Source organism: Streptomyces africanus, assembly GCF_030816955.1.
Classification (GTDB): Bacteria; Actinomycetota; Actinomycetes; order Streptomycetales; family Streptomycetaceae; genus Streptomyces; species Streptomyces africanus.
Genome location: NZ_JAUSYP010000001.1, coordinates 7,770,447 through 7,790,391, shown reverse-complemented (window position 1 = coordinate 7,790,391; position 19,945 = coordinate 7,770,447). Strand labels below are relative to the sequence as shown.

At 71.3% G+C, this 19,945-nt stretch carries 18 protein-coding genes and 1 pseudogene; 11 read left to right on the top strand and 8 right to left on the bottom strand.

Annotation, left to right across the window (positions count from 1 at the left end; genetic code table 11):
* Nucleotides 1-52: 52 nt before the first annotated feature.
* Entirely contained in the window at nt 53-1,087 is a 1,035-nt protein-coding gene (locus tag QF034_RS35765) for a LacI family DNA-binding transcriptional regulator (protein WP_307178809.1), read from the bottom strand.
* A 108-nt stretch (nt 1,088-1,195) separates the two neighbouring features.
* On the opposite strand from QF034_RS35765, the gene QF034_RS35760 reads away from it, so the two are divergent.
* The 4 genes from QF034_RS35760 (at nt 1,196) to QF034_RS35745 (ending at nt 5,273) form a co-directional block, all read left to right on the top strand.
* Nucleotides 1,196-2,353 carry a phytanoyl-CoA dioxygenase family protein gene (locus QF034_RS35760; RefSeq protein WP_307178808.1) on the top strand — a complete coding sequence of 386 codons (1,158 nt, stop codon included), beginning with the start codon at nt 1,196-1,198 and terminating at the stop codon, nt 2,351-2,353.
* Nucleotides 2,354-2,361: 8 nt separating this feature from the next.
* Complete coding sequence (locus QF034_RS35755) at nt 2,362-3,138, top strand: SDR family oxidoreductase (RefSeq protein ID WP_307178807.1); 777 nt, start codon at nt 2,362-2,364, stop codon at nt 3,136-3,138.
* Nucleotides 3,139-3,252: 114 nt separating this feature from the next.
* Nucleotides 3,253-4,257, top strand: coding sequence for a Gfo/Idh/MocA family protein (locus QF034_RS35750; protein ID WP_307178806.1), 1,005 nt, complete (start codon nt 3,253-3,255; stop codon nt 4,255-4,257).
* Nucleotides 4,254-5,273: a Gfo/Idh/MocA family protein gene (locus QF034_RS35745; protein WP_307178805.1), complete on the top strand. Its 1,020-nt coding sequence runs from the start codon at nt 4,254-4,256 to the stop codon at nt 5,271-5,273. Before QF034_RS35750 ends, QF034_RS35745 begins: the two co-directional genes overlap by 4 nt.
* A 39-nt stretch (nt 5,274-5,312) precedes the next feature.
* Here the strand turns inward: QF034_RS35745 and QF034_RS35740 are convergent, their stop codons facing one another.
* Genes QF034_RS35740 through QF034_RS35720 form a run of 5 tightly spaced genes read right to left on the bottom strand, consistent with a single transcriptional unit; the run spans nt 5,313 to nt 10,271 of the window.
* Complete coding sequence (locus QF034_RS35740; protein ID WP_307178804.1) at nt 5,313-6,332, bottom strand: Gfo/Idh/MocA family protein; 1,020 nt, start codon at nt 6,330-6,332, stop codon at nt 5,313-5,315.
* A gap of 22 nt (nt 6,333-6,354) precedes the next feature.
* Nucleotides 6,355-7,257 carry a sugar phosphate isomerase/epimerase family protein gene (locus tag QF034_RS35735; RefSeq protein WP_307178803.1) on the bottom strand — a complete coding sequence of 301 codons (903 nt, stop codon included), beginning with the start codon at nt 7,255-7,257 and terminating at the stop codon, nt 6,355-6,357.
* 1 nt (nt 7,258) lies between these two features.
* Nucleotides 7,259-8,170, bottom strand: a complete 912-nt coding sequence (locus QF034_RS35730) for an ATP-binding cassette domain-containing protein (protein WP_020271623.1) — start codon at nt 8,168-8,170, stop codon at nt 7,259-7,261.
* A 5-nt stretch (nt 8,171-8,175) separates the two neighbouring features.
* Complete coding sequence (locus tag QF034_RS35725) at nt 8,176-9,252, bottom strand: ABC transporter permease (protein WP_307178802.1); 1,077 nt, start codon at nt 9,250-9,252, stop codon at nt 8,176-8,178.
* The gene (locus tag QF034_RS35720) at nt 9,252-10,271 is read right to left on the bottom strand and encodes a sugar ABC transporter substrate-binding protein (protein ID WP_307178801.1); all 1,020 of its coding nucleotides are present in this window, start codon (nt 10,269-10,271) and stop codon (nt 9,252-9,254) included. The genes QF034_RS35725 and QF034_RS35720 overlap by 1 nt, the downstream gene beginning before the upstream one ends.
* Before the next feature lie 323 nt (nt 10,272-10,594).
* On the opposite strand from QF034_RS35720, the gene iolC reads away from it, so the two are divergent.
* From iolC to QF034_RS35685, 7 genes and pseudogenes are all read left to right on the top strand, one after another.
* The gene (iolC, locus tag QF034_RS35715; RefSeq protein WP_307178800.1) at nt 10,595-11,572 is read left to right on the top strand and encodes a 5-dehydro-2-deoxygluconokinase; all 978 of its coding nucleotides are present in this window, start codon (nt 10,595-10,597) and stop codon (nt 11,570-11,572) included.
* Nucleotides 11,573-11,584: 12 nt separating this feature from the next.
* Nucleotides 11,585-12,463, top strand: coding sequence for a Cgl0159 family (beta/alpha)8-fold protein (locus tag QF034_RS35710; RefSeq protein ID WP_086561861.1), 879 nt, complete (start codon nt 11,585-11,587; stop codon nt 12,461-12,463).
* A gap of 58 nt (nt 12,464-12,521) precedes the next feature.
* Complete coding sequence (gene iolB / locus QF034_RS35705) at nt 12,522-13,415, top strand: 5-deoxy-glucuronate isomerase (RefSeq protein WP_307178799.1); 894 nt, start codon at nt 12,522-12,524, stop codon at nt 13,413-13,415.
* Nucleotides 13,412-15,286, top strand: coding sequence for a 3D-(3,5/4)-trihydroxycyclohexane-1,2-dione acylhydrolase (decyclizing) (iolD, locus tag QF034_RS35700; protein ID WP_307178798.1), 1,875 nt, complete (start codon nt 13,412-13,414; stop codon nt 15,284-15,286). The genes iolB and iolD overlap by 4 nt, the downstream gene beginning before the upstream one ends.
* 63 nt (nt 15,287-15,349) lie before the next feature.
* Nucleotides 15,350-16,846: a CoA-acylating methylmalonate-semialdehyde dehydrogenase gene (locus tag QF034_RS35695; RefSeq protein WP_307180060.1), complete on the top strand. Its 1,497-nt coding sequence runs from the start codon at nt 15,350-15,352 to the stop codon at nt 16,844-16,846.
* 22 nt (nt 16,847-16,868) lie between these two features.
* Nucleotides 16,869-17,654: a GntR family transcriptional regulator gene (locus tag QF034_RS35690; RefSeq protein ID WP_307178797.1), complete on the top strand. Its 786-nt coding sequence runs from the start codon at nt 16,869-16,871 to the stop codon at nt 17,652-17,654.
* A 59-nt stretch (nt 17,655-17,713) separates the two neighbouring features.
* Nucleotides 17,714-18,011 (top strand): annotated as a pseudogene (locus QF034_RS35685) (TetR/AcrR family transcriptional regulator); the annotation flags it as partial.
* Here QF034_RS35685 and QF034_RS35680 read toward each other — a convergent pair.
* Together QF034_RS35680 and QF034_RS35675 are read right to left on the bottom strand one after the other, a co-directional pair.
* Nucleotides 17,965-18,801 (bottom strand): DUF427 domain-containing protein, encoded by an 837-nt coding sequence (locus QF034_RS35680; RefSeq protein ID WP_307178796.1) that lies wholly within the window; start codon nt 18,799-18,801, stop codon nt 17,965-17,967. The pseudogene QF034_RS35685 and the gene QF034_RS35680 overlap by 47 nt on opposite strands.
* Before the next feature lie 56 nt (nt 18,802-18,857).
* Nucleotides 18,858-19,841: an aldo/keto reductase gene (locus QF034_RS35675; protein ID WP_307178795.1), complete on the bottom strand. Its 984-nt coding sequence runs from the start codon at nt 19,839-19,841 to the stop codon at nt 18,858-18,860.
* Nucleotides 19,842-19,945: the final 104 nt, after the last annotated feature.

Here is a 19,945-nt window from a genome sequence, read left to right as displayed (position 1 = left end):
GCACCGCGCTCCCGATACACGCCGGGGTCCCACCCCGCGACATCGCCCCGGCTCACACGGCCGTCGCCTGCGGGGGCATGTTGTACGGCGTCACCACCTGGATCGCCGACGGCAGCGACGGCCCGGCCGGCGGGAGCGCGCCGTGCGCCCGCATGACGATGTGGCAGGCCTCGCGTACGTCCTGCCGCAGGTCGTGGTGGAGCACGGCGGACAGGCGGTGCGCACGCAGCAGCCGGGTGTTGTCGTGGTCGAGGTCGTGCGCGACGAACACGGCGCACTCGCGGCCGAGGTCGTCGAAGGCCCGCAGTGTGGCGATGTTGCCGCCGCCGATCGAGTACACGGCGCGGATGTCCGGATCGCGTTCCAGCGCCGCCCGCACGAGGTCGTACTGGGTGGCGTCCAGACCCTGCCCCTCGGCGATCTCGACCAGGGTGCGCTCGGGGTGGCGGGCCCGCATGGCGCTGCGGAAACCCATCTCGCGCTCCTCCTCGTTGCGGAAGAAACCGCTGCTGAGGCTGGTCAGGATGTTGCCGGGGCGCTCCCCCAGCCACTGGCCCGTCAGATACGCGGCTGTCGCGCCCGCCGCCCGGTCGTCGATGCCGACGTAGGCGCGGCGGGCGCTGGCGGGCAGGTCGGTCACCAGGGTCACGACCGGGATGCCGGCGGCTTCGAGGCGGCCGACGGCGGCGGTGACCTCGGGGACGTCCGGGGCCTTGAGGATCACGCCCTGCGAGCCGCGCCGGGCGATCCGGTCCAGGGTCCGCACCAGCTCCCCGGCCGGGCCGGTCTCGCGGAAGTGGAAGCGGGAGCGCAGCACCGCCGGGTGCAGGGACGGCAGCTCGGCCTCCAGGGCGGCGCGGATCGCGGTGGTGAAGCGCTCGGGCGCCTGCATCACGATGTCGACCATGAACGTCCGGCCGACGAGCCGGACCTGGGTGCGCTGCCGGTCCAGGTCGGCGATGGCCTGGCGCACCTCCCGGGCCGTGCTCTCCCGCACCCCTCCCCTGCCGTTCAGGACCCGGTCGACGGTCGCCTCGCTCAGGCCCGCCTGACGTGCGATCTCCCGGATCGGGAAGGGGTGGCCCATGCTCCGGCTCCTTGAGGGGTTTTTGATGGCTCGCTGCTGGTTGTTCGAGGGGTTTGTACTGACAAGAATGACAGGGCTGCGTCGCTCCGTGACCCCGAAGGGACGACGATGTCCTTCACTTCCGTACACCGCCGCGCCTGGCTGTCCGAACAGGACTGCGACCTCGACGCGTTCCGCGCGCTGGTCGAGCAGGCGACCGATCCCGCCGACTATCCGCACGCCTTTGCCGTGGAGCGGAACGTGCCGGTCTACGACACCGCCCTGCTCGAAGGCGACCGGGTGGTCCAGGCCGAGCTGGTGCGCGCGCTCGCCGACGGGCCCGGCATCGTCGTCTTCCGCGGCGCCTTCCCCGACCCGGAGGTCGTGGACCGCACCACCGCCGTGTTCGACGCCCTGATCGCCGAGCAGCGCGCCTCGGGCGCGACGGCCGGTGACCACTTCGCGAAGCCGGGCGCCAACGACCGGGTGTGGAACGCGCTGGAGAAGGCGGCCCTGTACGACGCGGAGGTGTTCGCCGACTACTACGCCAACGACGTCCTCGCCCTCGTCGCGACGGCCTGGCTGGGCCCCGGCTACCAGGTCACCTCGCAGCTCAACGTGGTCAACCCGGGCGGTGCCGCCCAGACCGCGCACCGCGACTACCATCTGGGCTTCCTCTCCAACGAGGTCGCCGCCGCCTACCCCGGGCACGTGCACCGCCTCTCCCCCGTGCTGACCCTCCAGGGCGCGGTCGCGCACTGCGACATGCCGGTGGAGTCCGGTCCGACGATGTACCTGCCGCACTCGCAGAAGTACGAGCCGGGCTATCTCGCCTGGCGGCTCCCGGAGTTCCGGGCGTACTTCGAGGCGCACCAGGTGCAGCTGCCGCTCGCCAAGGGCGACGCGGTCTTCTTCAACCCGGCCCTCTTCCACGCCGCCGGCACCAACCGCTCGGCGGACATCCGGCGCATGGCCAACCTGCTGCAGGTGTCGTCCGCGTTCGGGCGGGCGATGGAGACGGTGGACCGGGAGGCCGTGGCCAACGCGGTGTACCCCGTGCTGCTGAAGCGGAAGGCCGAGGGCGCGAGCGACGCGTGGCTGGGCAACGTCATCGCGGCGAGCGCCGAGGGCTACCCGTTCCCGACCAACCTCGACAGCGACCCGCCGGTCGACGGCCTCGCCCCGCCCTCGCAGGCGGATCTCGTACGGCGGGCCCTGTACGAGGAGTGGACGCCCGAGGCGCTCCGTGCGGAGCTGCGGGCCGGTACCGCACGGCGAGAGAGCTGAGGAACCTCGTGGGACTTCTCGACGACAAGATCGTCCTGGTCAACGGCGGCACTCAGGGTGTCGGCGCCGCCATCGCGCGGGCCGCGGTCCGCGAGGGGGCGGTCGTGGCCGTCACCGGGCGGCGCCCCGAACCCGGCGAGGCCCTGGTGGCGGAGCTGACCGCCGCGGGCGGCAAGGCCCTGTACGTGCGGGCCGACCTGGCGGACGCCGAGCAGGCGAAGACCTCAGTGGCCCGGGTCGTGGAGGCGTACGGCCGCGTCGACTGCCTCGTGAACTCCGCCGGGCTGACGTCCCGGGGGACGCTGCTGGACACCACGCCCGAGCTGTTCGACCAGCACATCGCGATCAACCTCAAGGGTCCGTTCTTCGCGATGCAGGCCGCGGTCGCGGACATGGTCGCGCGTCAGGCGCCCGGCACGGTCGTCAACATCATCACCTCGTCGGCGCACGGCGGGCAGCCGTTCCTGGCGCCGTACGTCGCCGCGAAGGCCGGCCTCATCGGCCTCACCCGTAATGCCGCGCACGCGCACCGGTGGGACCGGGTCCGGATCAACGGGCTGAACATCGGCTGGACGGCGACGGAAGGGGAGGACGCCACGCAGAAGTTTTTTCACGGGGCGGGGGACGACTGGCGTGAGGAGGCTGCTGGGAAGTTGCCGATGGGCAAGTTGGGCCAACCGGATGAGATCGCCGACTTTGTTGTGTTCCTGCTGTCGGAGCGGTCAGGCGTGGTCACCGGATCGGTCATCGACTGGGATCAGAACGTGCTGGGCGGACTCGACTGAGGATTGCCGCACGTTGTCGTCGGTCGTGTGCGGCACCGTGGTGGCTGGCCGCGCAGTTCCCCGCGCCCCTGAGGGCGTAGCACCACCCCCTGTTTACAACTAGGAGCAATACCCATGCGTATCGGAATTCTCGGGCTCGGCCGTATCGGTGCCTTTCATGCCGAGACCCTCTCCGGGCTCGACGCCGTCGAGTCCCTCGTCGTCACCGACCCGTTCGCGGACGCCGCCAAGGCCGCCGCCGAGCGGTTCGGAGCCGAGGTCGTGGACTCGCCGGAGGCCCTGCTGGCCGCCGGCGTGGACGGCATCGTCGTCGCGGCCGCCACGGACGCCCACCCCGCGCTGATCCTGGCCGGGGTCGAGGCCGGCATCCCGGTCTTCTGCGAGAAGCCCGTCGCCAAGACGATGAGCGAGGGCGTCGGCGTACTGAAGGCCGTACGCGGCAGTGACGTGCCGATCCAGATCGGCTACAACCGCCGTTTTGACACCGGTTTCGTCAACGCCCGCGCCGCCGTGCGGAGCGGCGAGCTCGGCACGCTGCACACGGTCCGCTCGACCACGCTCGACCCGGCGCCGCCGCCCGCCGCCTACATCGCCGCCTCCGGTGGCATCTTCCGCGACTGCTCGGTGCACGACTTCGACATCATCCGCTGGGTGACCGGCCGCGAGGTGACCGAGGTGTACGCCGTGGGCGGCAACCGCGGGGCCGACTTCATCAAGGAGGCCGGTGACGCCGACACCACCGGCGCGATCCTCACCCTGGACGACGGCACGATCGCCGTGGTGTCCAACTCCCGTCACAACGCCCGTGGTTACGACGTCCGCATGGAGATCCACGGCTTCACGGACTCCATCGCCGTCGGCCTGGAGGACAAGCTGCCGCTGCGCTCGGTCGAGCCGGGCGTGACCTTCCCGGCGGGCACCCCGCACGACTTCTTCATGGACCGCTTCACCGCGGCCTACCGCGCCGAACTGACCGCGTTCACCGAGGTCGTCGCCGGCACTCGCCCCTCGCCCTGCACGATCGAGGACGCCCTGGAGGCGGGCTGGATCGCCGAGGCGTGCACCCTGTCGCTGCACGAGCACCGGCCCGTGACGATCGAGGAGGTACGGCAGGCATGAGCGACGAGGGCCGGGAACCCCTGCGCATAGGTGTGCTGGGAGCCGCGCGGATCACCGAGCGCTCCCTGATCGACCCGGCCCGGGCGACCGGCCACCGCCTCGTCGCGGTGGCCGCCCGCGACCGCACCCGAGCCGAGGCGTTCGCCGCCGAGCACGGCGTGGAGCGGGTGGCGGGTTCGTACTCCGAGCTGGTGGCCGATCCCGAGGTGGACGTCGTCTACAACCCGCTCGCCAACGGTCTGCACGGCCCGTGGAACCTGGCCGCCCTCGCGGCGGGCAAGCACGTGCTGTCGGAGAAGCCGTCGGCGAGCAACGCGCGGGAGGCGGCGGAGGTGCGGGAGGCCGCCGGGAAGGCCGGGACGGTCTTCATGGAGGCCTTCCACTACCTCTTCCACCCGGTCACCCGCCGCCTGCACGAGCTGCTGGACTCCGGCGAACTCGGGGAACTGCGGCATGTGGAGGCGATGGTCGCCATCGCCTCCCCGCCGGACACCGACCCGCGCTGGTCGCTGCCGCTGGCCGGCGGCGCCCTGATGGACCTGGGCTGCTACAGCCTGCACGCGCTGCGCATGCTGGCGCCCTGGGCGGGCGGCGCGCCGCGCCTGGCCGGGGCCCGGGGCAAGGAGCGCGCGGGTGCGCCCGGGGTCGACGAGTGGCTGGACGCCGACCTGGAGTTCCCCGGCGGCGCGACGGGCTCGGCCCGCTGCCACATGGCGTACGACGACGGGCTGGACATGAGCATCCGGGTCGTCGGCTCCCGGGGCGAGGTGACGGCCCCGAACTTCGTGCTGCCCCAACTGGACGACCGGATCGTGGTCCGCACCCCGGAGGGCGAACGCACGGAGCACCTCGGGACGCGCTCGTCGTACACGTACCAGCTGGAGGCGTTCGCGGCCCGGGTGCGTGACGGTGCGGCGCTGCCGCTGGACGCGGACGACGCGGTGACGACGATGCAGCTCATCGACGACTGTTACAGGGCTGCCGGGTTCGCGCCCCGGCCCCGCACCAGGATCTGAGAACACGCCGAGCGGGCCGGGGGCACACCCCCGGCCCGTTCACGCGTACAGCGCGGGCTTCCCGACCAGTTCCACCTCGACCCGGCCGCCGTCCTCCAGCGCCCGTACCCCCGCCTCGCACACCGCGGCGGCGGCGTAGCCGTCCCAGACGCTCGGGCCGGTGACCTCGCCGCGGCGGGTGGCGTCGACCCAGGCCTGGAGCTCCCGGTCGTAGGCCGTCTCGAAGCGTTCGGTCCAGTCCTGGGCGATGGTGCCGCCCCAGCGGCCGGCCATGTTCGTGACCAGGGCGTGGCCGTCGCCGATGCGGGCGGTGCCGCGTTCGCAGACCACCTCGGCCTGGACCTGGTAGCCGAAGCCGCAGTTGACGAAGATCTCGACGTCGCTGAGGGCGCCGCCGTCGGTCTCGAAGACGACGAACTGCGGATCGCGCAGTCCGTCGGGGGCGTTGGCGGACGGCGCCGGGCGCAGCACCGTGACCGCCGTGATCTCGTGGTCCAGCAGCCAGCGGGTCGCGTCCGCCTCGTGGGCGACGGAGTCGCTGATGAGCATGGAGCTGGTGAAGAAGGGCGGGCTGGCGACGTTGCGGTGCCGGTTGTGCAGCATCAGCGGACGGCCCAGCTGACCCGTCGTCAGCAGGGCCTTCAGCTTCGCGTACTCGGGGTCGTAGCGGCGCATGAAGCCGACCTGGACACGGCGGTGGCCGAGGCGCAGTTCGGCTTCGAGGACGCGCAGGGCGGAGGCCGCGTCGGGGGTGAGCGGCTTCTCGCACAGGACGGGCAGATCGCGCTCGAAGGCGGCGAGCAGGGTGGCCTCGTGAGCCGGGCCCGGGGAGGCGATCAGGACGGCGTCCACGTCGGCGGCCGCCAGCGCGGCGGCCGGGTCGGTGTGGGCGCTGCAGCCGTCGACGCGGGCGGCGACGGCCTTCGCGCGCTCCGCGTCGACGTCGGCGACGGCGACCACCCGTGCTCCGCTGATGACTTCGTGGATGCGGCGCACATGGTCCGCGCCCATCCTTCCGGTACCGATGACCGCGACTCCCAGGGTGGCGCGCTCAGCCATGGCCGTCCGTCCTTTCGGGTCGTCAGGCGCCGCAGGACCTCAGGAACTTGCGGGTGCGCACCGCGATCGGCAGCGGCTTGTCCGGCTCGCAGGGGTACATGTCCTGCTCGACGATGGCGAACAGGTCCACGCCCAGCTTCTGGGCGGCCGTGAGCACCGGACCCAGCTCGGGGACACCGGCGGGCGGTTCGCACATCACTCCGCGCGCCACGGCGGGTCCGAACGGGACCTCGTTCTTGACCACGTCGGCGAGGATGTCCGGGTCGACCTGCTTGAGGTGCAGGTAGCCGATGCGCTCGCCGTACGTCTCGATCAGCTTGACGCTGTCGCCGCCGCAGTAGGCGTAGTGGCCCGTGTCCAGGCAGAGGTTGACCGCGTCGGAGTCGGTCGAGTCGAGGAACTGCTCGACGTGCTCCTCGGTGTCGATGTGGGTGTCGGCGTGCGGGTGGACGACGATGTCCAGGCCGTAGCGGTCCTTCACCTCACGGCCGAGGCGCTCCATGCCCGTGGTGAGGTTGCGCCACTGCTCGGTGGTGAGCTCCGGGGGCTCCAGGATCTCGGCGGTCTTGTCGTCCCGCCAGAAGGACGGGATGACGACCAGGTGCTTCGCGTCCATGGCCTGGGTGAGGGCGGCGACCCGGCTGACCTGCTCCCAGGTGGAGTCCCACTCGGACGGGCCGCGGTGCAGGCCGCAGAAGATCGTGCCGGCGGAGACCTTCAGGTTCCGCTTGGTCACCTCGTCGGTGAGCCGGGCCGGGTCGGTCGGCAGGTAGCCGTACGGGCCGAGTTCGATCCACGAGTAGCCGGCCTCGGCGACCTCGTCGAGGAAGCGTTCCCAGGGCACCTGCTGGGGGTCGTCGGGGAACCAGACGCCCCAGGAGTCGGGTGCGGAGCCGACCCGGATGCGGTCGAGCGCGAGGGCCATGTCAGGACTTTCCTTCCGAAGACGTGGCTACGGGGGCGGTGAGGTCTCCCGCCTCGGGGAGCTCCTCGACGTCGACGCCGCGGACCTGCGCCAACTCGTGCTTGAGGGAGGCCAGTTCGGTGCCGCCGGCCATGTGGTTGGTCAGCTCCTCGAGGCTGACCTCGCTGCGGGAGGCGGACAGTTCCATGGTGCCCAGGCGCAGCACGCTGAAGTGGTCGCCGACCATGTAGGCGTGGTGCGGGTTGTGGGTGATGAAGATGACGCCCAGGCCCTTCTCGCGGGCGGCGGCGATGTACTTCAGCACCACACCGGACTGCTTGACGCCGAGGGCGGCGGTCGGCTCGTCCAGGATGAGGACGCGGGCACCGAAGTAGACGGCGCGGGCGATCGCGACGCACTGGCGCTGGCCGCCGGAGAGCGTGCCGATGGGCTGCTCCATGTCGTCGAGGACGATGCCCATGTTGCGCAGTTCCTCGTCGGCGGTCTTCTTCATCTTCTCGATGTCGAGACGGCGGACGGGCCAGGGGCCCTTGGTCATCTCGGAGCCGAGGAAGAAGTTGCGCCACACCGGCATCAGCGGGACGACCGCGAGGTCCTGGTAGACCGTGGCGATGCCCTTGTCGAGGGCCTCGCGCGGGGTGGAGAAGCGCACCGGTTCGCCGTCGACGAGGAACTCGCCCTCGGTGTGCTGGTGCAAACCCGAGATGATCTTGATGAGGGTGGACTTGCCGGCGCCGTTGTCGCCGAGGACGCAGGTGACCCGGTTGGGGAAGACCTTCAGGTCGACGCCGTGCAGGGCGCGGATGTTGCCGTAGGACTTGCCCGCGCCGCGGAGTTCGACGAGGGCTCGGTCCTCCGCGGGCGGCGTGTCCTTCAGGACGGCCCCGTGGGTGCCGGTTTCGTTGCTGGTCATTGCGGTCACCTCCGGGTCGCCGTGCGCTGGACCCACAGATTGATGAGGACGGCGCCGAGGAGCATCACGCCGAGGAAGGCCTTGAACCAGTCGGGGTTCCAGCCGGCGTAGACGATGCCCTGCTGCACCATGCCGAACATGAAGGCGCCGAAGACCGGGCCGATCGCGGAGCCGTAGCCACCGGTCAGCAGACAGCCGCCGATGACGGCCGCGGCGATGTAGATGAGCTCCTGGCCCACGCCCTCGCCGGACTGGACGGTGTTGAAGGAGAACAGCTGGTGCATGCCGACGAACCAGGCGCCGAAGCCGACCAGCATGAACAGGGAGATCTTGGTGAAGGTCACCGGGACACCGACGGCCCGGGCGGAGTACTTGTTGCCGCCGACCGCGAAGATCCAGTTGCCGTACTTGGTGCGCAGCAGCACCCAGGTGGCCAGGGCCGCGAAGACCAGCCACCACACGACGGTGATCTTGACGTTGACCCCGCCGACCTCGAACGTCGACGCGAAGATCTTCTGCGCCTGGCCGAAGCCGTCCATGTCGCTGATGTCGTCGGTGGCGACGTTGCCGGTGACCAGCTTGGTGATCGCGAGGTTCACGCCCTGGAGGATCAGGAAGGTCCCCAGGGTGACCAGGAAGCTCGGCAGGCCGGTCTTGACCAGCAGCCAGCCGTTGAACGCGCCGATCGCGAGCGACACGAGCAGGGCGACGATCACGCCCACCCAGACGTTCATGGTCAGCTGGTAGCTGAGCATCGACGCGGTGAGCGCCGAGGTGACCACGGCGACACCGGCCGACAGGTCGAACTCGCCGCCGATCATCAGCAGGGCCACGGGCAGCGCCATGATCCCGATGGTCGACGACTGGTAGAGGATGTTGGCCATCGAGCTGCCGTCGCGCACCGGCGGTGCCGCGAACAGGAAGAACACGAGCACGGCGACGGCGCCGAGGAAGACGCCGACCTCGGGCCGGGCGAGCAGCCGCAGCGCCAGGGGGCGCTGCCGTGTCCGGCCGTCGGACTGCTTCTGGCCGGGGGCCGGCGGTGTGTCCACCGCCGGCGTGGCCTGCTGGGTCATGCTCATCACCGGGTGCCCTTCGCGGCGAACTCCCCGATCTTGTCGACGTTGGACTTGTCGACGAAGGCCGGGCCGGTCAGCACGGGCTGCTCGCCGCCGCCGCTGTAGTTGCCGTTGTTCTTGTAGAGCCACAGGCCGTCGACGGCCAGGTAGCCCTGGAGGTAGGGCTGCTGGTCGACCGCGAACTGGATGTCGCCGCCCTTGATGGCCTTGATGAGGTCCTTGTTGAGGTCGAAGGTGGCGACCTTCGCCTTGCTGCCGGCGTCGCCGACCGACTGCACCGCGGTCAGCGCGAAGGGGGCGCCCAGCGTGACGACGTAGTCGATGGAGGGGTCCTGCTTCAGCTTGGCGGTGATCGTCGACTTCACGGCCGGCATGTCGGTGCCGTTGACGTTCTGCGGGTCGACCTTGCCCTCGAAGGTCTTCGCCACACCGTCGCAGCGCTGCGTCAGGCCGACGTTGCCCTGCTCCTGCATGACGCAGAGGACCTTCTTGGCGCCGACCTCGTTCAGCTTCTTGCCGAAGGCCTCGCCGGCAACGGACTCGTCCTGGCCGAAGAACTCCAGCAGGTTGAGCTTCTTCCAGTCGCTCAGGCCGGAGTTGAGTCCGACCACGGGTATGCCGGACTTCTCGGCCTTGCCTATGACGCCCTTGAGGGCGTCCGGCTTGGCCAGGGTGACGGCGATGCCGTCGACCTTCTGGTCGATCGCGTTCTGGACCAGGTTGGCCTGGTTGCCCGCGTTCGGGTCGGCGGAGTAGACGAGCTTGATGTTGTCCTTGGCGGCGGCGGCCTCGGCGCCCTTGCGCACGGTGTCCCAGAAGGTGTCACCGGGCGCCTGGTGCGTGACCAGGGCGACCGTCATACGGGGCGTGGTCGCCTTGCCGGCGGAGGCGTTCGCGGCGCCTTCCTCCGACTTCTTGCCCCCGGAACTGCTGGAGCAGCCGGCGAGGGTCAGGGCCGCCGCCGCGGCAACGGCGACAACCGGCGCGATCCTGCGGGAGCGGGGGTGAGAAGAGCGGTCCATCTTTCCTGGCACCTCACTGTGCTACTGCGGGGGAAAGGGGAGGGGATCACGAGGGATCCGTGGTCCCGGAGCCTTACGGAGTCCGGATCATGATGCCGCAAACACACTGTTGCGATGCCACGGGATCCAAGTCCTTGCCGCGCTCGCTGTCAATACTTTGTTAAGACATCATTTCACAAGCAGGTCCGAATGTAAGTACAAACTATTGACAGGGCCGTCCTCCGCCCCCTACACCTGTAGGGCGGCAGGTCCCAGGTCATCCACGCCCCACGGTGTCAGGACGGCTCCGGACCCGCATCCCCAGCTTCCCGAGGAGGTCGCGCATGGCCGGGCCAGCCCAGTATTTCGACTTGATCACGATGGGCCGCATCGGGGTCGACCTCTATCCCCTCCAGACCGGCGTCCCGCTCCCCCAGGTGGAGACGTTCGGGAAATTTCTGGGAGGTTCGGCGGCCAATGTGGCGGTCGCCGCGGCGCGCCTCGGACGCCGTACGGCCGTGATCACCCGGACCGGCAACGACCCCTTCGGCACCTATCTGCACGAGGAGCTGACGTCCTTCGGCGTGGACGACCGCTGGGTCACCCCGGTCGACGCCTACCCGACGCCGGTCACCTTCTGCGAGATCTTCCCGCCGGACGACTTCCCGCTGTACTTCTACCGCCGCCCCAAGGCTCCCGACCTGGAGATCCAGACCGACGAGCTGGACTTCTTCGCGATCCGCGGGGCCCGGATCTTCTGGATCACCGGGACCGGCCTGAGCGAGGAGCCGAGCCGCTCCGCCACGCTCGCCGCCCTCAAGGCCCGCGACAAGGCGGGCATCACCGTCTTCGACCTCGACTGGCGGCCGATGTTCTGGGCCGACCCCGAGGAGGCCCGCCTGTACTACCGCGAGGCGCTGCGCCACGCCACCGTCGCGGTCGGCAACCTCGACGAGTGCGAGATCGCCACCGGCGTGCGCGAGCCGCAGGCCTGCGCCGACGCGCTGCTGGAGGCGGGCGTGGAACTGGCCGTCGTCAAACAGGGCCCCAAGGGCGTCCTGGCCGTGCACCGCGACGGCACCCGGGCCGAAGTACCGCCGGTGCCGGTCGAGGTGGTCAACGGCCTGGGCGCCGGCGACGCCTTCGGCGGCTCCCTCTGCCACGGTCTGCTCGCCGGCTGGGACCTGGAGAAGACCATGCGGCACGCCAACGCCGCCGGCGCCCTCGTCGCCTCCCGCCTCGCCTGCTCCTCCGCGATGCCCGCCGAGTCCGAGGTCGAGGACCTCCTGGCCACGGTGCCGTCGCCGAGCACGAGTCACTGAACGGAGCCTGCATTGAACATCGGCATCCCCGACCTCACCACGGTCCGGGCCCGCAATCCCGAGGCCGTCGCCGAGGCGGCGGCCCGCCGGGTGCGCCGCCCGCTGATCGGCGACAGCGGCCGGCTGATGATCGTGGCCGCCGACCACCCGGCGCGCGGCGCCCTCGGGGTCGGCGACCGGCGCCTGGCCATGGCCAACCGCGCCGATCTGCTGGAACGGCTCTGCGTCGCGCTGTCGAGGCCCGGTGTCGACGGGGTGCTCGCCACCGCCGACATCCTGGAGGACCTGCTCCTGCTCGGGGTGCTGGAGAACAAGGTCGTCATGGGCTCGATGAACCGCGGCGGCCTCGCCGGCGCCTCGTTCGAGATGGACGACCGTTTCACCGGCCACCGCGCCGAGGACATCGCCCGGCTCCGCTTCGACGCGGGCAAGCTCCTGGTCCGCATCGACTACGACGACCCGGGCTCCCTCACCACCCTGGAGTCCACCGCGCGGGCGATCGACGCCATGGCGGCCCGGCAGCTCCCCCTGTTCGTCGAGCCGTTCATCTCCCGGCGGGTCGACGGCACGGTGCGCAACGACCTGTCCGCCGAGGCCGTCACCCGGTCCATCGCGATCTCCGCCGGCCTGGGCGGCACCTCCGCCTACACCTGGCTGAAGCTGCCCGTCACCGACGACCCGGACGACATGGCCCAGGTCCTGGAGACCTCCACGCTCCCCGTCGTGCTGCTCGGCGGCGAGGTCGGCGGCGACCAGGAGGGCGCGTACGAACGCTGGCGCAAGGCCCTGCGCCTGCCCACCGTGCAGGGCATGGTCGTCGGGCGCTCGCTGCTCTACCCGGCCGGGGGCAGCGTGGAAGAGGCGGTGGACACGGCCGTCGGTCTGCTGTGAACAGGCCTGTCGAATCTGTCTGTTGTGAGTCGCTCCGCTGTGATCCGAAAGGCACACGATGACGTATCACCTTCCCGCGGGTAAGGCCCTCGGCGGCCCCTACATCGTCGACGTCACGCCCGAGAAGGCCGGCTGGGACCACTCCAGCCTGCGGATCCTGGAGCTGCCGCCGGGCGGCACGCACTCCTTCGACACCGGCGACAGCGAGTGGATCGTCGTCCCGCTGAGCGGCGGCTGCACGGTCGCCGCGACGGACGACTTCGGCCAGGACACCTTCGAGCTCCAGGGCCGCCGGGACGTCTTCAGCGGCGTCAGCGACTTCGCGTACGTGCCGCGCGACGCCCGGGCGAGCGTGACCTCCGCCGCCGGCGGCCGGTTCGCGCTGACCGGCGCGCGCTGCACCCGCCGGCTGCCCGCCCGCTACGGCCCGGCCTCCGAGGTGCCCGTGGAGCTGCGCGGCACCGGGAACTGCTCCCGGCAGGTCAACAACTTCGGCGCGGCGGGCGTGTTCGAGTGCGACAAGCTCATCGCGGTCGAGGTGATCACCCCGGGCGGCAACTGGTCGTCGTTCCCGCCGCACAAGCACGACGAGCACCGGCCGGGCGAGGAGTCCGTGCTGGAGGAGATCTACTACTTCGAGTTCGCCGGCCACGACGGCATCCCCGGCCTCGGCTACCAGCGCGTCTCCCCGTCCGGTCCGGGCCGGGACACCGACGTGCTGGCGGAGGTCCGCGACGGCGACGTCGTCCTGATCCCGGACGGCTGGCACGGACCGTCGATGGCCACGCCCGGCCACCACATGTACTACCTCAACGTCATGGCGGGCCCGGAGGCCGAGCGCGCCTGGCTGATCTGCGACCACCCCGACCACGCCTGGGTCCGCGACACCTGGCCCGACCAGCCGGTCGATCCCCGACTCCCTCTCTACACCGCCCCGGAGACCTCCGCATGAACGCCACCACCCGCCGACTGACGACCGCCCAGGCGCTGGTGCGGTTCCTGTCCGTCCAGTACACCGAGCGGGACGGCGTGCGGCGCCGGCTGATCGCCGGGACCTGGGGCATCTTCGGCCACGGCAACGTGGCCGGCGTCGGCCAGGCGCTCCTGGAGGCGGGCGAGGACGTCATGCCGTTCCACCAGGGACGCAACGAGCAGTCGATGGTGCACGCGGCGGTCGGCTACGCCCGGCAGCTGAACCGCCTGTCCGCGCAGGCGGTGACGACCTCGATCGGCCCGGGCGCCACCAACCTGGTCACCGGTGCGGCCCTGGCGACGATCAACCGGCTGCCGGTGCTGCTCCTGCCCGGCGACTACTTCGCCTCGCACGCCCCGGACCCGCTGCTCCAGCAGCTGGAGCACCCGGTCGAGGCCGATGTGTCGGTCAACGACACCCTGCGCCCGGTGTCCAGGTACTTCGACCGCATCACCCGCCCCGAGGCGCTCATCCCGTCGGCGCTCCAGGCCATGCGCGTGCTGGCCGACCCGGCCGAGACCGGCGCCGTCACCCTCGCCCTGCCGCAGGACGTGCAGGCGGAGGCGTACGACTGGCCGGAGGAGTTCTTCGCCGAGCGCGTCTGGTACGTACGGCGTCCCGCGCCGGACCCGGTGGAGCTGACGGCGGCCGTCGAGGCGATCCGGTCGGCCGAGCGGCCCCTGATCGTGGCGGGCGGAGGCGTCCACCACAGCGAGGCCGAGGCGGCCCTGAAGGCCTTCGTGGACGCCACCGGCATCCCCGTCGCCTCCACCCAGGCCGGCAAGGGCGCCCTGCGGTACGACCACCCCGCCGACCTCGGCGGCATCGGCCACACCGGCACGGCGGTCAGCGACGACCTCGCCCGCACCGCCGACCTCGTCATCGGTGTCGGCACCCGCTACACGGACTTCACCACCGCCTCCGGCACGCTCTTCCAGAACCCGGGCGTGCGGTTCCTCAACCTCAACATCACCGGCTTCGACGCGCACAAGCTGGCCGCGCGCACGCTGGTGTGCGACGCGAGGTCCGGCCTTGAAAGGCTGCTGGAGGCGCTCTCCGGCCACCGGGTGAGCGAGGAGTACGAGGCCGCGTACCGCGCCGGCAAGGAGCGCTGGGACGAGGTCGTCGAGGCCGCTTACCGCGCCGACGACGAGAGCGCGGTCCCGACCCAGACGCAGGTGCTCGGCGCGCTGGACGCGGCCGTCGGCGACGACGACGTGGTGATCAACGCGGCCGGCTCGCTCCCCGGCGACCTGCACAAACTGTGGCGCTCCCGCAGCCCGCGCCAGTACCACCTGGAGTACGGCTACTCCTGCATGGGCTACGAGATCCCGGCCGGCATCGGCGTCCAGCAGGCCGCTCCCCGCACACCGGTGTGGGCGCTGGTCGGCGACGGCACCTACCTGATGATGCCGACGGAGATCGTCACGGCCGTCCAGGAGGGCCTGCCGCTCAACATCGTGCTCCTCCAGAACCACGGCTACGCCTCCATCGGCGGTCTGTCGGAGGAGACCGGCGGCGAGCGGTTCGGCACCGCCTACCGGTTCCGGGCCGCCGACGGCACCTTCACCGGCGCCCCACTGCCGGTCGACCTGGCCGCCAACGCCGCCAGCCTCGGCATGGAGGTCCTGCGCGCCAAGACGGTGCGCGAGCTGCGCGAGGCGCTGGCCACGGCTCGTGCCTCCGACCGGCCGACGTGCGTGTACGTCGAGACCGACCCGGCCCCGACCGCTCCCCCGGCCGAGGCCTGGTGGGACGTGCCGGTGGCCGAGACCGCCTCCCGCGAGGCCGCCGTCGAGGCACGCGAGCGCTACGACCGCCAGGTCGCCGGACGCCGCCGTCACCTCTGAACATCCGCGAACTCCCCGCGAACTCCCCGTGAACTCAGGCTCCACGAAAGGCCCTTGCGCACCATGAAGACCATCACCCACTGGATCGACGGCAAGCCCGTCGAAGGCACCTCCGGCCGCTTCGGCCCCGTCTACAACCCGGCCACCGGCGCCCAGGAGAAGCAGGTCGCGTTCGCGACCGTCGACGAGGTGGACGCCGCCGTCGCCTCCGCCAAGGCCGCCTTCGAGTCCTGGGGCGACTCCTCGCTCGCCAAGCGCACGGCGGTGCTGTTCAAGTACCGCGAGCTGCTGGACGCCCACCGCGACGAGATCGCCGAGCTGATCACCGCCGAGCACGGCAAGGTGCACTCCGACGCGCTCGGCGAGGTCGCGCGCGGCATGGAGATCGTCGAACTCGCGTGCGGGATCAGCGTCCAGCTCAAGGGCGAGCTGTCCACGCAGGTCTCCACGCGGGTCGACGTCGCCTCGATCCGCCAGCCGCTGGGCGTGGTCGCGGGCATCACGCCGTTCAACTTCCCGGCGATGGTGCCGATGTGGATGTTCCCGCTGGCCATCGCGTGCGGCAACACGTTCGTGCTGAAGCCGTCGGAGAAGGACCCGTCGGCCTCCTTCCGCCTGGCCGAGCTGGCCAGTGAAGCGGGCCTGCCGGACGGCGTCCTGAACATCGTGCAGGGCGACAAGACGGCCGTGGACCGCATCCTGGAGCACCCGGACATCGAGGCGGTCTCCTTCGTCGGCTCGACCCCGATCGCCAAGTACATCCAGCTCAAGGCAGTCGAGCACGGCAAGCGCGTGCAGGCCCTGGGCGGCGCCAAGAACCACATGCTGGTCCTGCCCGACGCGGACCTGGACCTCGCCGCCGACCAGGCGATCAACGCGGCCTACGGCTCCGCGGGCGAGCGCTGCATGGCCGTGTCGGTCGTGGTCGCGGTCGGCGACACCGGCGACGAGCTGGTCGGCAAGATCGCGGAGCGGGCGAAGAACCTGAAGATCGGCCCCGGCAACGACCCGGCGTCCGAGATGGGTCCGCTGATCACTCGCGAGCACCGCGACAAGGTCGCCTCGTACGTGGCGGGCGCGGCCGAGCAGGGCGCCGAGGTCGTGGTCGACGGCACCGGCTTCTCGGTCGACGGCCACGAGGACGGCTTCTTCCTCGGCGTCTCCCTCCTGGACCGGGTGCCGCTGACGGCGGACGCGTACCGGGACGAGATCTTCGGCCCGGTGCTGTGCGTGGTCCGCGCGGAGACGTACGAGGAGGCCATCAAGCTGATCAACGACTCCCGCTGGGGCAACGGCACCGCGATCTTCACCCGGGACGGCGGCGCGGCGCGCCGCTTCCAGCTGGAGGTCAAGGCGGGCATGGTCGGCGTCAACGTGCCGATCCCGGTCCCGGTCGGCTACCACTCCTTCGGCGGCTGGAAGGACTCGCTCTTCGGCGACCTGCACGTCTACGGCAACGACGGCATCGCCTTCTACACCCAGGGCAAGGTCATCACCACGCGCTGGCCGGACCCGGCGGACGCCGGCGGCATCAACCTCGGTTTCCCGAGCAACTCCTGACGTCCGAAAGGGGGGTTCATCCATGGCGAGGACCGGTGGCCGGGCCCGTACCGCTGCCGCGCCTGCGCTCAGCTCGCTGGACTTCGCCCTGGACCGGGGCAGTCCCGTGCCGCTGTACTACCAGCTCGCGCGGCAGCTGGAGGCGGCGATCGAGCACGGGGTCCTCGCGCCGGGGGACCTCCTGGGCAACGAGGTCGACCTCTCGGTGCGCCTCGGCCTGTCCCGTCCCACCGTCCGCCAGGCCATCCAGTCCCTCGTGGACAAGGGGCTGCTGGTCCGGCGGCGCGGGGTGGGCACGCAGGTGGTGCACAGCCAGGTCAAGCGCCCGCTGGAGCTGAGCAGCCTCTACGACGACCTGGAGGAGGCCGGGCAGGGGCCCACCACACAGGTCGTGCGCCACGAGGTCGTCCCGGCCTCCTGCGACGTGGCCGCCGCCCTCGGCGTCGCGGAGGGCGGCGAGGTCACCGTCCTGGAGCGGCTGCGCTGCACACACGGCCAGCCGGTGGCCCTGCTGTGCAACTACCTGCCGGCGTCTGTCGTGGACCTCGACGACGCCCGCCTGGAGTCGACGGGGCTGTACCGGATCATGCGCTCGGCGGGCATCACCCTGCACAGCGCCCGGCAGCGCGTCAGCGCCCGCGCGGCCACCGCGCGGGAGGCCGCCCGTCTGGACGAGGAGGAGGGCGCGGCGCTGCTCACCATGCAGCGCACGGCGTACGACGACACCGGGCGCGCGGTCGAGTACGGGACGCACCTCTACCGGGCGTCGCGGTACACGTTCGACTTCCAGTTGCTGGTGAGGCCTTGACCGACCTCCGACCAGGTGCAAAGTCGTACGTATACACGGACGACGGCGAGGACGCCGAATGGCGAGCCGAACTGCACCGGATCGCCCGCACGACCTACGACGTGTGCCTCGCGCACCCCCAGGCCGTGCCGCTGCTGGCCACGCGGCTGCATGGTGGACAATCCGGACGAGACCGATCCCGCCTTCCGGCTCGGGCTGCACCGTCTGTCCGCCAAGGAGCTGCCGACGCTGCGGGAGACCGCGGCGGCGCTCGCCGAGCGGGGCGGCCCCGAGGGTCTCGCTGCCGGGCTCGACGCGCTGCTCGACAGCTTCACGGGCGGTTCCGGGTGCGGCTCGCCTTCCGCAGCATCCCGCTGAACGGCGTCTCCGGGCGCTCCAGGCGCTCGCCGTCCAGCGTGATGTCGACGGCCTCGTTGAAGAAGGCGACGCGCCCCTGGATCGCCGCCACCGCGGGCAGCGGGTCGGGGTAGCTCCAGACGATGTCGGGCGGCACATCGCCCCCGCCGCGCCAGGACCAGTACTCGGCGGTGCCCTTGTAGGGACATCCGGTGCTGTGGTCGGTGCCGTCGAACAGGTCCAGGCGGACGTCCTCGCGGGGGAAGTAATAGCGGGTCGGCAGGGAGGTCTCGAAGAGCAGCACGGGGGCGTGGGTGTCCGCGACGACCTGGCCGTCGATCTCGACCTGCACCTGGCGGCTGCTCGGCAGCGCGTCGACGCGTTTGTGCGGGTCACGGGGGTGGATGAAGATCTCTTCCTCCTCCTCGTACCAGTGGTCGAGGCCCGTGTCGGTGCGCCGGAACCACTCGAAGGCGATGTGGCCCGCCAGGTCGTCGGCGGGGAACGTCCAGGCCGCGTTCGGGCGCACCTCGCCGTCGGCGTCGAGGTCGTAGAAGATCCGGGAGCCGGTGTGCTTGCCGGTGGGCGGGTCCTGCGCCGGGCGGAGGAGGTCGGTGCGGACGTCGTCGTGCGGGAAGGCGTACTGCGGCACGGGCAGGTGGGGTTCCCAGACGAGGACGGGGTGCCGGCTGTCGACGACGGTGATGTCGCCCTTGCGGCCGCGCACCCAGCGCTCGCTGGGCTCCCACATGAGGCCTTCGGGGGTGGTCCTGATCGACCGTGCGGCGGGGTGGGCCGGGTGGGTGGTCATGGCCGGTGCTCCTTCCGGAGGTCCGGATGTCCGGTTCCCTCCACGGTCCCACGAGCTCAGTGGGCCGCGTCCAGCCTGGCCCGCTGCTCGGCGGTCAGTTCCAGGTCCACCGCGGCGAGGTTCTCCTCCAGCTGAGCCAGCGAGGAGACCCCGGCGAGCGGAACGATGGGCAGGTCGCCGCCGATCTGCCAGGCCAGCACGACCTGGTTGACGGTCGCCCCGGTCTCCCGGGCCACCTCCCGCAGCGCCGCCAGCCTCACCGGGGTGCCGGGGTGGTCGAAGTCCGCGGGCAGCCGGTCCGGGCGGGTGTAGGCACCCTTCAGCAGGGGCGAGTAGGCGACCAGGGTCAGGCCGGGCTCGGCCCTCAGGTAGCCGAGCAGGTCGGGGCCGGCGTGGCCGAGGCTGCCGTCCGGGAAGAGGGCCTCGGGTACGTCGGTGCGGGGGCGCAGGTGGCTGTGCGCGTACTGGAGCACCTCGTAGCCGGGCAGTCCGGCCGCGGCGGCGAGGGCGCGGGCCCGCTCGACCCGCCAGGTCGCGTGGTTGCTGACGCCGAGCAGTCCTACGGTGCCCTCGGCGACCAGGTCGGCGAAGCCCTCGACGGTCTCCCGGAGGGGGACCTTGTGGTCCTCGATGTGGGCGTACAGCAGGTCGAGCTTCGCCACGCCGAGCCGCTCGCGGCTGCGTTCGGCGGACTCCCGGATCACCTTCGCCGACAGGCCTTCGGGGTTGTCGACGTAGCTGGTGCCGGGGGCCAGGGGGCGGGCGCCGAGCTTGGTCGCGATGACGATCTCGTCGCCGATGCCGCGGCTGCGCCGCCAGCGGCCGAGGAGCTCCTCGCTCTGGCCGCCCTGGCCGCCGTCGGCCCAGAAGGCGTAGTTGTCGGACGTGTCGATGAAGTTCCCGCCGGCCTCGACGTACCGGTCGAGGACGGCGAAGGACGTCTTCTCGTCCGTCACCGAGCCGAACAGCATCGCGCCGAGGGCGAGCACGCTCACCTCGCGGCGGGTGCGCGGGTCCGTGCCGATCGTGCGGTAGCGCATGGCTGTTGCTCCCTCCCTTGCCGCCCCGGATCTCGGGGCGGCAAGGGGAGTCTTCAGCTTGGAGCGCACTTGAGGTCAAGGGCGTGCGGCGGAAAGGGAGGCCG